General features: G+C 32.0%; 12 protein-coding genes, 1 pseudogene and 1 riboswitch. Of the genes and pseudogenes, 9 read left to right on the plus strand and 4 right to left on the minus strand.

Annotated elements, in window-relative coordinates:
- Positions 1 to 102 precede the first annotated feature (102 nt).
- From ACFOZ1_RS11665 to ACFOZ1_RS11675, 3 genes are all read left to right on the plus strand, one after another.
- Entirely contained in the window at positions 103 to 1,614 is a 1,512-nt protein-coding gene (locus ACFOZ1_RS11665; RefSeq protein ID WP_390199478.1) for a glycoside hydrolase family 43 protein, read from the plus strand.
- A 280-nt stretch (positions 1,615 to 1,894) separates the two neighbouring features.
- The gene (locus tag ACFOZ1_RS11670; protein WP_390199480.1) at positions 1,895 to 2,998 is read left to right on the plus strand and encodes a GGDEF domain-containing protein; all 1,104 of its coding nucleotides are present in this window, start codon (positions 1,895 to 1,897) and stop codon (positions 2,996 to 2,998) included.
- A 79-nt stretch (positions 2,999 to 3,077) separates the two neighbouring features.
- Positions 3,078 to 3,184: riboswitch (SAM riboswitch) on the plus strand.
- Positions 3,185 to 3,297: 113 nt separating this feature from the next.
- Positions 3,298 to 4,404 (plus strand): 5-methyltetrahydropteroyltriglutamate--homocysteine S-methyltransferase, encoded by a 1,107-nt coding sequence (locus ACFOZ1_RS11675; protein ID WP_390199481.1) that lies wholly within the window; start codon positions 3,298 to 3,300, stop codon positions 4,402 to 4,404.
- A 132-nt stretch (positions 4,405 to 4,536) separates the two neighbouring features.
- Here the strand turns inward: ACFOZ1_RS11675 and ACFOZ1_RS11680 are convergent, their stop codons facing one another.
- Positions 4,537 to 5,436 carry a DMT family transporter gene (locus tag ACFOZ1_RS11680; protein WP_390199483.1) on the minus strand — a complete coding sequence of 300 codons (900 nt, stop codon included), beginning with the start codon at positions 5,434 to 5,436 and terminating at the stop codon, positions 4,537 to 4,539.
- A 170-nt stretch (positions 5,437 to 5,606) separates the two neighbouring features.
- On the opposite strand from ACFOZ1_RS11680, the gene ACFOZ1_RS11685 reads away from it, so the two are divergent.
- Positions 5,607 to 6,869, plus strand: a complete 1,263-nt coding sequence (locus ACFOZ1_RS11685) for a hypothetical protein (RefSeq protein ID WP_390199485.1) — start codon at positions 5,607 to 5,609, stop codon at positions 6,867 to 6,869.
- A 414-nt stretch (positions 6,870 to 7,283) separates the two neighbouring features.
- Here the strand turns inward: ACFOZ1_RS11685 and ACFOZ1_RS11690 are convergent, their stop codons facing one another.
- Positions 7,284 to 7,487 carry a zinc ribbon domain-containing protein gene (locus tag ACFOZ1_RS11690; RefSeq protein ID WP_390199486.1) on the minus strand — a complete coding sequence of 68 codons (204 nt, stop codon included), beginning with the start codon at positions 7,485 to 7,487 and terminating at the stop codon, positions 7,284 to 7,286.
- Between the two features lie 111 nt (positions 7,488 to 7,598).
- Between ACFOZ1_RS11690 and ACFOZ1_RS11695 the strand changes: the two genes are divergently transcribed.
- Both ACFOZ1_RS11695 and ACFOZ1_RS11700 read left to right on the plus strand, forming a co-directional pair.
- Positions 7,599 to 7,775 carry an H-type small acid-soluble spore protein gene (locus ACFOZ1_RS11695; RefSeq protein ID WP_390199488.1) on the plus strand — a complete coding sequence of 59 codons (177 nt, stop codon included), beginning with the start codon at positions 7,599 to 7,601 and terminating at the stop codon, positions 7,773 to 7,775.
- 132 nt (positions 7,776 to 7,907) lie between these two features.
- A complete protein-coding gene (locus ACFOZ1_RS11700) occupies positions 7,908 to 9,107 on the plus strand; it encodes a diguanylate cyclase domain-containing protein (RefSeq protein ID WP_390199490.1) in 1,200 nt (399 codons plus the stop codon).
- Positions 9,108 to 9,159: 52 nt separating this feature from the next.
- On the opposite strand, the gene ACFOZ1_RS11705 is transcribed toward ACFOZ1_RS11700, so the two are convergent.
- Entirely contained in the window at positions 9,160 to 9,486 is a 327-nt protein-coding gene (locus ACFOZ1_RS11705; protein ID WP_390199492.1) for a thioredoxin family protein, read from the minus strand.
- Between the two features lie 185 nt (positions 9,487 to 9,671).
- On the opposite strand from ACFOZ1_RS11705, the gene ACFOZ1_RS11710 reads away from it, so the two are divergent.
- Complete coding sequence (locus ACFOZ1_RS11710) at positions 9,672 to 11,372, plus strand: methyl-accepting chemotaxis protein (protein ID WP_390199493.1); 1,701 nt, start codon at positions 9,672 to 9,674, stop codon at positions 11,370 to 11,372.
- A 184-nt stretch (positions 11,373 to 11,556) separates the two neighbouring features.
- On the opposite strand, the gene comER is transcribed toward ACFOZ1_RS11710, so the two are convergent.
- Positions 11,557 to 12,384 (minus strand): late competence protein ComER, encoded by an 828-nt coding sequence (gene comER / locus ACFOZ1_RS11715; RefSeq protein ID WP_390199495.1) that lies wholly within the window; start codon positions 12,382 to 12,384, stop codon positions 11,557 to 11,559.
- 78 nt (positions 12,385 to 12,462) lie between these two features.
- Here comER and ACFOZ1_RS11720 point away from each other — a divergent pair, with 78 nt between their 5' ends.
- Together ACFOZ1_RS11720 and ACFOZ1_RS11725 are read left to right on the plus strand one after the other, a co-directional pair.
- Positions 12,463 to 13,065, plus strand: a complete 603-nt coding sequence (locus ACFOZ1_RS11720; protein WP_390199497.1) for a helix-hairpin-helix domain-containing protein — start codon at positions 12,463 to 12,465, stop codon at positions 13,063 to 13,065.
- Positions 13,066 to 13,144: 79 nt separating this feature from the next.
- Positions 13,145 to 13,588 (plus strand): annotated as a pseudogene (locus ACFOZ1_RS11725) (ComE operon protein 2); the annotation flags it as partial.
- Between the last annotated feature and the right edge of the window lie 50 nt (positions 13,589 to 13,638).

Here is a 13,638-nt window from a genome sequence, read left to right on the forward strand (position 1 = left end):
ACATTATTGAATACTTTGAAGAAATGTAATTGCTAATATGTACGTATACATTTATAATGTAAGTGATTACATTATAATAATAAAAGAAATGAGGAATCTAATGTGACTCCTATCACACTTACAAACCCATTATACTGGACGGATATACCTGATGTAGACGTAATAAGAGTAAATGACATGTTTTATATGATCAGTACAAGTATGCATACAATGCCAGGTTGTCCGATTATGAAGTCTGTCAACTTAAGAGATTGGGAAATTGTTTCCTATGTTTTTGACAAGCTAGAGGATAACCAGGAACATTATTTGATAGAAAAAAAGGGAATTTATGGACAAGGATCTTGGGCAGCTAGTTTGCGTTATGAGAATGATACATATTATGTATGTTTTTCAAGTAATGATATGAAAAAGTTCTATATCTACCAGACAGATGATATTGAAAAGGGTGAATGGAAACGTTCTGAAATTGATGGGATATATCATGACCCTGCATTACTATTTGATGGTGGAAGAGTTTTTGTGATTTATGGATGTGGAGACATAAAAATTGTAGAATTGACAGAAGATGTGACTCAGCTAAAAGAGTCTGGTATTAATCAGATTTTATTACAAACACCAACTGATAATATTGGCTTAAGATGTGAAGGGTGTCATGCATACTATATAAATGGTTACTATTATTTATTGTTTATTGAATGGCCAACAAATGGAAATGAACGACGTAGACAAATATGTTATCGTTCGAAGTCACTTTTGGGTAAATATGAAAGAAAAATTATTTTTGATGATGATTTTGGTTATAAGAATAAAGGTATTGCACAAGGTGCGATTTTTGATACACAAGCAGGGGATTGGTATGCAATGCTTTTTCAAGACCATGATGCAGTAGGACGAATTCCATATATTTTACCTGTACAATGGAAAGACAATTGGCCAATGATTGGTGTGGACGGTAAAACACCAGAACAGATAGAATTACAATTACCAAATGCTATAACATCTCCTATAGTAATTAGTGATGAATTTCATTATACAGATAATGCGCTCTCTTTACAGTGGCAATGGAATCATAATCCGATGAATGAATGTTGGTCATTAACAGAACGAAATGATCATTTACGATTACGTACAAGTAGAGTGGTTGAAAATGTGCTTGAAGCACCAAATACATTAACGCAACGTACAGAAGGCCCAACTTGTGAAGCAAGGATAAAGATAGATTGCACGAATATGCAAATAGGTGATGTTGCTGGATTAATCGCCTTGCAGAGTAATTTTGGAACAGTAGGAATAAAAAAAATGGATGAAAATCACTTTGAAATCCAGATGACTAAATCAAAGCAGAATCAGAATGAAGTGATTATTGATAGGAAGGAATTCGCTACACCTATCCTTTATTTGAAAATTCGTTTTCAGTATGAGGATAGTATCGATCAAGCTACATTTTATTGGTCTGATAATGAAGTTGAGTGGAACAACATCGGAGATATTTTGCAGATGAAGTATACATTAGATCATTTTATGGGATATCGAATAGGGATATTCAACTATGCAACAGAAGTAATTGGTGGTCATGTAGACATAGATTATTTTCGATATAAAAAAATTAAATAATAAATAGTATTGAAGCAAAGTAAATACTGGTAATCGCAGCATTTACTTTGCTTTATTTATAGATAAGGGTAAATAGTATTAGCTTACAGGTATATTTATCTATAAAATAGATTTATAAATTTTTACAATTGTTCTTTTCTTTTTTTATTTTATACCATACAATGAGATAGTAGGTAATCTTTGGTTTGTAATATTTCCTTTTTTTATCTAAATTAATAGGTTAAATGGTATAGCCATAATTTACCTGTTCAATCATTCTACTTCATTGAAGGTGAAAATCGTGTCATTACATAATGGTCTACATATTAACGAAAAAATTTGGTCAGAAAAAATAATCCAAATATATTGGATTATGGTATTCATGGCTTTTTTAGGACAATTTATTAGTTTTTTTATTACGCTTTATTATTTTCCTGATAGCATTATGAGATTTATCTTAGAAAAACTTATACTCCCGACATCGATTCAAGTAATTATTCTGTCCATCTTGTCCTATCTAGTAAGATACAAAAATTACTATAATACGAAGATGATAACAATTATCGGATCACTTGCAGCATTTGTGACTGTTTCTAGCCATCCAAATGTACCAGGTTTACAAGTATTGTTTCTTCTAACGATGTCTGTTATTGTGATTTATTTTGATGAAGATAAATTGCGTTTCAGTCTATTCATAAATATGTTGGCATTAACATGTGTGTATATATTTCCAGAGGTAAGAAGTGCTGTAACCGTATACGAATATGTTTCATATATGTTCGTACTATGGGCTGGTTACCGTGTTTACTTATTAGTGCTAGAGCGCGGTAATGAAGTAATGACATTTATACAAAAGGCAGATGAGAAAGAGAAAGAATTAATTGTAAAAAATGCAATCATGGATCGTTTAACTAAAGTAGATGCTCTTACAAATTTATATAATCATAAAACATTTCATCAATATTTAGACTTTTTATATGATCAAAGTATAAAACAAGGTATGCCACTACAATTAGCAATAATCGACATTGATAATTTCAAATCTATCAACGATACATTCGGTCATAGTATTGGCGATATTGTGTTAAGAAGGGTTGCGACAATTATATCAGAGCATATTACAGAAGATGATATTGCCGCTCGCTATGGTGGAGAAGAATTTGCTGTTTTATTAACAAATAAAGATCTTTCTACTGCTTATAACAGAATTGATCATTTAAGACAACAAATTGCTGAATGTTATCATGAAGAATTAAATGGTTATGTGACAGTTAGTGTTGGACTGAAAGAATTAGATAAAAGTATCACGAAAGTAGATTTCTTCCATCAAGCTGATGCAATGTTATACAACGCAAAGCGTACAGGTAAGAATAAGGTTATTTCAGAGGTTATGGAAGTTTGTTGATTTTTCTGAAAATTAGACTTGCATTCTTTTAACTAGTAAGTTATAGTAGTTTTATTGTAATTAAAATTAAATCATAAGTTTCTTATCCAGAGAGGCGGAGGGATTTGGCCCTAAGATGTCTCAGCAACCAGTCGATATGACCCGGTGCTACTTCCAAAAGACTGCATGTAGTCTTAAAGATAAGAAGATTGACTTTGTTTATATAAAGGCCTTCTTCTTAGAAGGTCTTTTTTATATGATTAAAACAGAAACAATCCTTCACTTACAAAACTGGATAAGGACAGAAAAGGGGATTAGAAATGACAACAAAAACAATTACAGCACCATTCAAAGCAGACCATGTAGGAAGTTTACTAAGACCAGACAGATTATTAGAAGCAAGAAAAAATTTTCAAGCAGGTCAGATTACATACCAACAGCTTCATGAGATTGAAAATGAAGAGATTGCCCGTATTGTGGATAAACAAATAGAAGTAGGATTAGAGCTTGTGACAGATGGAGAATTTCGTAGAAGATTTTGGCATACAGATTTTCTTGAACATTTAAATGGAGTAGAAGGATATGTACCAGAAGTTGGTTATATTTTTAATGGTGAAGAAGAAACAGAAAAATATAATATAAGAAATACGGGAAAAATCTCATTTAGTGCAGATCATCCATTTATCCAAGATTATAAAGAATTCCATGCAATTGTGGACGGGAGAGCTGTGGCGAAACAAACAATCCCTAGTCCAAACCAACTTTTTAATGAAGGCATAAGAGACGTAGCAATCTATCCAAATGTGGAAGATTATGCGAATGATATTATTAAAGCATATCAGGATGCGATACAAGCCTTTTATGATGCGGGATGTCGTTACATTCAATTCGATGATGTCTATATTGCAGGACTTTCATCTCCAGATATTCCGTTTAATGATGGTGAATTTTCTCGTGACTACTTAATTGATTTAGCATTACGTGTAGTGAATGGTGTTTTAGAGACGAAGCCAGATGATTTAACTGTTACAACACATTTATGTCGAGGGAATTATCGATCTAATTGGGCTTTCTCTGGTAGCTATGCACTAATTGCACCTACATTATTTGCGAAGGAAAAAGTAAACGGATTTTTCTTAGAGTATGATGACGATCGTTCAGGTGACTTTGGTCCATTAGACTATATACCAAATGGAGGAGCACATGTCGTATTAGGATTAGTTACATCTAAAAAAGGTGAACTTGAAGATAAAGAATTGATTAAGAAACGTGTAGAAGAAGCAACAAAATATGTCCCTTTAGAACAATTATGCCTAAGTCCTCAATGTGGCTTTGCATCAACACACCATGGAAATAAACTAACAGAAGAAGAACAATGGAATAAGCTTCGTTACATTGTAGAATTATCTAAAGAAATTTGGAATTAATTATTCATATATGCTTGTGGAAGAGAAGCTGGGACATACGTATTGTTCTAGCATAAAATCCAAACGATTCGGTAAATAGTTTTCGAATCGTTTGGATTTTTTAATTAAAGAATGCTTTTGTCTCAATTTCTTTTAACTTGCTTTAGGTAAACGCACACGCTTATTCTTTTTCCCCTTATATTGTCCTATTATTAAACCTACTATAACGATACATCCTCCGATGATTGATATTAGACTTGGTAGTTCTTTTAATAATAACCAAGCCACAATTACTGCAATAAAAGGTTCTACATAAAGAAATGTAGAAATGGTACTTGCATTCCCGTAAGATAATGCAATCGCCCATGTTACATATGCAATCGCAGCAGGAAAGATGCCTACATAAATAGTCGCTAGATGTGCATCCATTGTCGCATGACTAATTGTTGTAATTCCGTCTACAAATAAGAAAAAAGGAATTGTACCAATCCATGTAACGTATGCAGTAAATTCGATAGGTTTGTATCTTTTCAATAAAGGTTTTTGGAATACAGTAAAGAATGCTGCAGCAATTGCAGAGATGAAAATAAAAATTGTGCCTTTATTGAAGTGAAATGCGCCACTGTTTGAACCTAATGATATAATTATTAAGCCGATAAAACCAATAATAAGACCGATCCAACCATAGATAGAAATCCGTTCTTTCAAAAATAACATAGCAAAAAATGTTGTGAATATTGGTACAGAGCCAATGATCATACCAGCAGTTCCAGCAGAAACACTTACTTCACCGAATGTTACTCCAATATGGTATATAGAAATACCTATGAAACTTAGTAGTAATAAATAAAGAATATCTTTTAAATAAGGCAGTCGGAAGTTCGTAGTTGGCCATAATGCATACACGATAAAGAGCAATGATGCGATAATATATCTCATTAAAACAAGATGACCAGGCTCATATCCACCGTGTAAGCTGATACGAATAGCTGCAAATGTGGAACCCCATATTGAGACAGTTAGTGAGGCAAATAGAAATGCGCGTATAGTCATGATGTCACCCCTATCTTACAGTTAAGTAACCTTATATTATCACTCTGATAAACGTAACATCATTAACTTACAAATACAATACGATGTTATATATAAAAATTGAGATGTAAGACTATACAATCACATGAATTGGAGTATAATAATCTCATGACATCATAGGGGTGATTGGGTTGGAGAGACATTTTATCAATCAGTTGTTAGGGTTGCAAGGAAGAGAATTAAGAATGATATATACACTATTATTTTTAGATAATAGCTATTTATTAAAAGACAAGAAGGTTTCTTTACATACATATATAGAAAAGAAAGTAAGCGAATTGTCTAAAAGTGACGTAATGCTACAAATGGATATATTTCTTGAAATAACAAGGATTTTTAAGCTTAAGGGATTAGATTATCAAATAGAAGAGAACATCTATCAGCAAGCAAAACACATACTACAAAGTATTTATAATTTTGCTTGGAAAGATGATAAATCATTAAGAAGCAGAACAGATTTAACGAAACGTTGGGATGGTTATTTACAACACTATACTACTGTTTTTAAACGAATGAAACCCGAAACTGAAACCATTACAATTGAATTTATTTCATCAAATCATTTTTTACAAAAACACTTGCAGTTAAACAATGTAATACCATCTCTTTTTTCAAAAAGAATCATCCAAAAGAGATTTTTGATGGCTCTTGTAGTCCCGCTACTTCAGCAATATGAGGATAAAAGAAATACTGCCATAGATTCCTTTATTCAAGAATGGCAAAAAAGGTTTGGTGAATACAAGAGTTTAGCAGAACAGCTCCATGAAATAGAAATTGAGCGTAGTGGTGTATTACATGATTTCGAAGAGAATGAAGCAATCATTAGCGAAATTAATAAACAAATCGCACGAACAAAGAAGCAATTGGAACTAGAAAAGAAAACATTGGCCAGTTTGTTAAAATTTGCTGAATTAGAGGATTTAGACGTGAATTCATCATTCGATTTAAACAAGAAAGAATACTTATCCATAAGAACAAAAATCAGTAAACTATATCGCATGAAACAAGCGTTATCGACCAAAAATAAATTATTTCACAAAGTGGGCTCTGTTCTGACAAATATGAGTGTGGCGATTCAAATACAGGCAGAAGAGAAAAAAGCAAATTATTATCTTGAAGAGATGGTAGAAGATTTATTGAGTAGCAAGATAGTTTTTAAAGAAACTGAACAACAACGAATTACAGATTTAGAGAAGAAATTGGTGGATTTAAACAAATGGCAAGCGCAACATCGTAAATATCAAGAGATGTTGCAAAAAGAATTAGCACAATTGAGAAGTTCCGTTATTTCTATTCGAAAAGACATGAAGTTATTAGAGGATGTTCATTATGGTTTAAAAGATCTTCAATTAATAATAGAAACACCTTTATTAGAAGATACAAGTGAAGAGTAGAGACCCGATTACATGTAATCGGGTCTCAACGTTTCTAAATGGGTACTAAAGCTTTTGTATCATCCAGCTTGAGCACCCAGAAACTAGGAGACTTCACGAATCAACGATCAATAAGTCATCATCGATTCGCAAGCTCATCGTGATTCCTTTATTTCAGTTGATGCGTTCCAGTCTCTACGTTTCTAAACGGGTACTAAAGCTTTAGTATCATCCAGCTTGAGCACCCAGAAACTAGGAGACTTCACGAATCAACGATCAACATAGAAGACTTACCTCATGTGGATACATGAGGTTTAGTCGCACTTGTACTGGTGAGTATAAGTCATCATCGATTCGCAAGCTCATCGTGATTCCTTTATTTCAGTTGATGCGTTCCAGTCTCTACGTTTCTAAACGGGTGCTAAAGCTTTTGTATCATCCAAAAAATAAATCTAATATATTTGAACCGTTTGAGGCTTTTTTGTTATAGAACTCCGCGTAACCGCAATCCGCACAATAAATAACGATAAATTGATTATGTTGGATATCAAACATTTTTGACAATCCTGTTCCTGTCATTGCAACTTCTTTTTGTTTTGCATTTGTACTACCACATTTCACACAACCTTTTGTTGACATATAATCCCTCCAAAAACCTAATTTTATTAAGTATAACATAAATTTAATATGGCTTATTGGTCAAACTAATGTTGCAAGAAAAACTAATTTTCTAAAAGGAGAAATAAAATAATGGATGCAAATCGAGCACAAGAAATTTTAGAGCAATCATCAATGTGTCAGGTAACATGTAATGGAGAACAAGTATATATCGAACATGTGGATAGAGATCAAGGGCTTGCTACAATCCATCCTTTAAGTAATCCAATGAAAAAAATCTCTGTTACTGTAGATCAATTGCATGAATAAATCCAAAAAAAGTAGCACAAATTGTTGCGCTACTTTTTTTGTATATTTTTGTCGAAAAATAGATTTACAGTGCATTATAATTGTAGTAAACTATTGCTACATTATAGAACGAATGAAAGAAGGTATCATGCAATGAGGAAATTAATCGGTGTTATGTTATCAAGTGTTAGTTTATTATTAGTACTTACTATTCTCATGTATCTTTATCTATTTATCGACCAATTACAAGTAATTCCGATTATTTTATTAACACTTATTGTGCTTATATCTTTTGTATTAGGAATTGAGTATGATACCAAAAAAGAAATGATTGTTAAGCTTTTAAAAAAAGTAAATGATTTAAAAATGAAGAACACGCTTATTGAGAAACAATTAGAAGAATTTGATCAATTTTTTAATTCATTTGATCATGCGACATTATATATTTATGATTTAAAGAATGATCGAACATATTATTCTATAGGAGTAGAGTCATTATTCGGTTATACCCAAAATCAATTTAATAATAATGGTAGGTTATGGACAACACTTGTACATGAAAAGGATCAGAAAAAACTTCAAAAGTCAGATGAATTACTTTTTTCTGGGAATAAAATCGAAGTGGATTTTCGTGTGATTCACCCGATAGATGGTGAGAAATGGATAAAGAAAGTATCGAAACCAGTAACGAATAAAGATGGAAAAATGATAAAAATAAATGGTCAATTTATTGATATTACAAAACAAAAAGAATTAGAAATACAGCTTAGACATATGGCTTATTTTGATGATTTAACAGACCTACCTAATCGAAAGATGTTAGATCGACATATAAAGAAAGGGTTAGCTCGTTCAAAGAGACACAACCATAATTTTACATTGATGTTTATTGATTTAGATGATTTTAAACAAGTAAATGATAATTTAGGTCATGATGCTGGAGATATGCTATTGAAAGAAGTTACGAGTAGATTAAATACTTCTACTCGGGAAGAAGATATGATTGCGAGAATAGGCGGCGATGAGTTTATTGTTGTATTCGAAGAAACGAGTCAAGAAGAGATTGAAAATATTGCAAAACGTATTATAAATAATGTCTCTGCTTCGTTTATTATCGATGGTCATGAAGTGTTTGTTTCTGTAAGTATTGGGATAAGTATGTATCCTGAGCACGGTGAGGATAAAGAAACATTAATTCAAAATGCAGATAAAGCGATGTATCATGCGAAAAATAATGGTAAAAACAACTATTATGTTTTTACGAATGAATTGCATGAAGTAGACATTGTGGAAGATGGAATATTTGCAAAATGGTTTAATAAAATTCAAGAAACATTTAATATAAATAATTAAAGTTAAGAAGAGATCTTACTCATGTAAAGTTAGATCTCTTTTTCACTGCATATTATTCATAATATAAATGATATAATTCATTAATCTTATCTCGAAACAAATCAATAGGGACAATGCGTGCATGTCGTAAATACTCTTTTCCCTCAATAAACAAAAGCAACACAGGCGCTGTTAAAATTTCGAATTTACTAGCAATACTAGGTAATTCGTCCACTACTATTTTGGCAGTGTTTATTTTCTCATAATCCTGCAATACTTCCATTATTTGAGGATACAAGCTTTCGCAGACAGAACAATTTTCTTTAGATATATAAATAAATGAAAGTGCGTGTTGTTGAATGAAGCGATCCACCTCTGCTTCTGTTTTTAAATAGTTCATAAAATCACTACTCCTTTTTGTAATTATTACTATTTTTCTAATTAAATTGCAACAAAATAGTACTACTTATCTAAGAATAAATAACTTTTCCTTCAAATCAACTAACAAATTGACTAAGAATGCCGATAATAATAGGTAGCATGACAATATAATAGTTAGAAATTGGCAGAATTGAGGGAAAGACAATGAAGAAATTTAAAGGTTTTAATTCATTAAGAAAGAAAATCATGACTGCTTTTCTTATTTTAATTTTTTTAATATTCTTAAGTGGTCTAAGTAATTTTACTTCTATGTTAACATTAGAAAAAAGTACGGATGCAATGTCAGAAACGGAGATTCCGTTACTTATTGCTGATGAAAGATTACATGTAAATATAACAGATCGAATAGGTTTAGCCCGAGCATATGTATTATATGGTGATCCATATTATAAGGAATTATTTATGAATTTAACTGAAGAAAGTCAAAAAATACAAGAGAGCAGCTTGTCAATAGAACATTCAGATGAACTTGCAAATATTGTCGAAGATAGTATAAATTGGCGAGATGGTGTTTTAGAAAATGTATTTGAAGCATATGATCAAGGTGACGAATTAAATGCAAGAACTTACTTACAAAATGTAGCAGAACCTAAAGCAACATCTATTAGTAATAATTTAAAGGAATTAATTAAGACGAGAGAAGATGCAGTGAATTCAGGTGCAAAGAATATTGATATGATATTAGATATTTCTCGATATTTCATGTTGATAGTTGTAGTTATCGTTCTAATAATAGGAATCATTATTGCAATTAAATTAGCGAATTCCATATCAAAACCAGTCCTACAACTACGCAATCGAATGAATGAAATTAAAGCAGGCGAACTTCGTGGGGCACCATTAGTAACGAAAGCGAAAGATGAGATTGCGCATTTAATTCATGCAACAAATGATATGCAAGAAAGTCTTTGTACAATCGTTACAGAAATTAATACTGTTTCTAATACGGTACATAGTCACAGTGAAGATTTATCGCGTTCTTCTCATGAAGTGACAGAAGCAAGTACTCAAGTTGCAGCTACAATGGAAGAATTATCAACAGGTGCAGAGACTCAAGCTAACACAACAAGTGATTTAGCTAACGCAATGACTATGTTATCAGATAATATTCAGACAGCAAATAATAGTGGGAATCGTGTACGAGAGACATCTACAAATATGATGGACTGGACAACTGAAGGAAATCAATCCATGCATGATTCGATTAATCAAATGGAGCGAATTTATACTGTAGTAAATAATGCGGTAAGTCAAGTGAAGGGTTTAAATGATCAGTCGAAACAAATTACTCAATTAGTAAATGTAATAAAGGATGTATCTGAACAGACGAATTTATTAGCTTTAAATGCTGCAATTGAAGCAGCAAGAGCTGGTGAACATGGTAAAGGATTTGCAGTTGTTGCAGATGAAGTGCGTAAATTAGCTGAGCAAGTGTCGAATTCAGTAAATGATATTACTAGTATTGTTGCATCTATTCAAACAGAAACCTCTAATGTAACAAGTTCTTTAGAAACAGGATATAAAGAAGTGGAAAGAGGAATGGAACAAGTAGCCACAACTGGTGAGAAATTTGAGCAAATAAATAGTGGATTAAACCAAATGCTCACAGATGTGAAGTTAATTTCAGAGAATTTAGCAACAATCTTTGAACAGAGTGATGATATGAATAAATCTGTAGAAGAGATTGCGTCAATTTCTGAACAATCTGCTGCTGGAATAGAAGAAACGACAGCTTCAGTAGAAGAGACGAGTTCATCAATGGAAGAAGTTTCAGGTAGCTCGACAACACTGTCTAAATTGGCTCAACAGCTAAAACAGGTAGTGGGACATTTCAAAGTAAAATAAAATATAAAAAGTGACTTGTTTTGAGTAATACAAACAAGTCACTTTTTTAAATTTAAATATTTGCATTGAAATTTTGTTTAAATACCAATTTAAACAATGGAAAATCCATATTATTTCAACGATTTCTCTAAATAAAACAGTCATACTAAGATTTGAGTGTTTATCATATAAAGTTATAATTTGATTAATCATGCTTTTGTATCGCATCAGTAAGGTGTTTCTTTTCTTGATAAAATTTCTCATGTGTTTTATCAATTAAATCATAGAATAGCTGTTTTTGATTTTTTTCAAGACTTTCAATGCCAACACCTGTTATTCCTCCAGCCACTGTCACTTTTTCAATTAGTTCCTCCAATGTAAAATGTCCTTGCTGTAATAAAGTACCTAATCCAATTAACATTTTTTCTATTAATAATGTAGCATGTTGAGTTGAAATAGCTGTAGATTCTGATGCTGCTTGAATGTATTTTTGTGCAAAATAAGAAAAAAAGGCAGGACCACACGATACCATATCTGAAGAGATTCGTATGATTTCCTCTTCTATGATGACAGGCTCTGAGAAATATCGTGCACTTTTTAATAATATTTCTTTTCTTTCATTGTCAATAGATGTACCAAATGTAATGAGAGTAACTCCAGCTAAGGCTTGATTCGTTATACTAGGAATCATTCGCGCAACTTGGCAATCTACAAGTGATTCAATTTCGGGTACGGACAATGCACTTGTAATGGAAACAAGTAATTGATTAGATGTTAACTTTTTATTCATTTTTTTAAGGATTGGAATCATTTGTTTGGGCTTTACACAAAGGAAAATAATATCCGTTTTATTGATTACTTCTTCAATAGATTGTTCTACATGAATGAAGGGATAATTTTCTTTTATATGAAAAGCTTTATCTTGAGATCGATTATGAATATGAAGTTCTTCTTCTACTAGAAGGTGTGATTGAATAAAGGCATGAATTAATACTTGCCCCATGTTGCCTGTACCAATTATTCCACATTTCATTTCTTCGCCTCCTTATTTATATATTCTTTAATTAAACGTATGAATAACTATATCATTTTATGAGAAAGGAATAATTTTATGTCATGGCTAAGAAAAAATTGGTATATAATATTGTTTATTTTTTGCTTTGTTGTATGGATGATTATCAATCCTACACCAAAAAATATAGATAAAAATGCACATGATCCTTTATTGATTGAAGCATCAAATGAAAGTAATGACGAATATCTTGAGGAAGACATTGATACCGAACTACATATAGAGATGGTAGATGTGAAAGGGGAGGTGAAGTTTCCAGGTGTATATCGAATTGAGGCTGGTGAAAGAATTGAAGATGTGATTAAAAAAGCTGGTGGATTAACAGATGAAGCAGATTCTAATTCCATTAATTTAGCTGAAAAAGTATATGATGAAATGGTTATTATTGTTGCACAAGTTAATGAAGTAGGGGAGATACCGCAAATGAATGCAGGTAAAACATCTGATGGGAAGATTAGAATTAACAAAGCAACAAAAGAAGAATTAATGGAGATATCAGGTATTGGTGAAGCAAAGGCAAATGCAATTATAGAGTATAGAGAAACAAATGGAGATTTTAAACAGTTAGAGGATTTGTCTAATGTAAGTGGAATTGGTGAGAAAACTGTCGAACGAATAAGTGAACAAGTCCAAATTCCTTAATCAAACTATTGACGTTAATTTGTTCTATCGATACACTAATCTCATAACAGTTATTACATATAGAAAAGGGGAAAACGAGATGGAAAGGATTTCATGGCATCAATATTTTATGGCCCAAAGTCACTTGTTAGCATTACGAAGTACTTGTGAACGGCTTATGGTAGGTGCAACAATTGTACGTGATAAACGAATTATTGCTGGAGGATATAATGGAAGTGTGTCAGGAAGTGTACATTGCATTGATGACGGATGTTATGTAATAGATGGTCATTGTGTACGTACAGTGCATGCAGAAATGAATGCAATATTACAATGTGCTAAATTTGGTGCTTCTACAGAAGGAGCAGAAATATATGTAACACATTTTCCTTGTTTGAACTGTTGTAAAGCGATTATTCAAAGTGGAATTAAGACAGTTTATTATGCAGCAGATTATAAAAACCATCCATATGCAATCACTTTGTTTGAAGAGGCATCCATTCATGTCGAAAAAGTAGAGTTAGATCAACAGTCGATACAATTAATACCATAAGAAATACAATCTTATACTGAAAGAAATGAATGTTATGCAAC

This window comes from Gracilibacillus marinus, assembly GCF_042651725.1.
Classification (GTDB): Bacteria; Bacillota; Bacilli; order Bacillales; family Amphibacillaceae; genus Gracilibacillus; species Gracilibacillus marinus.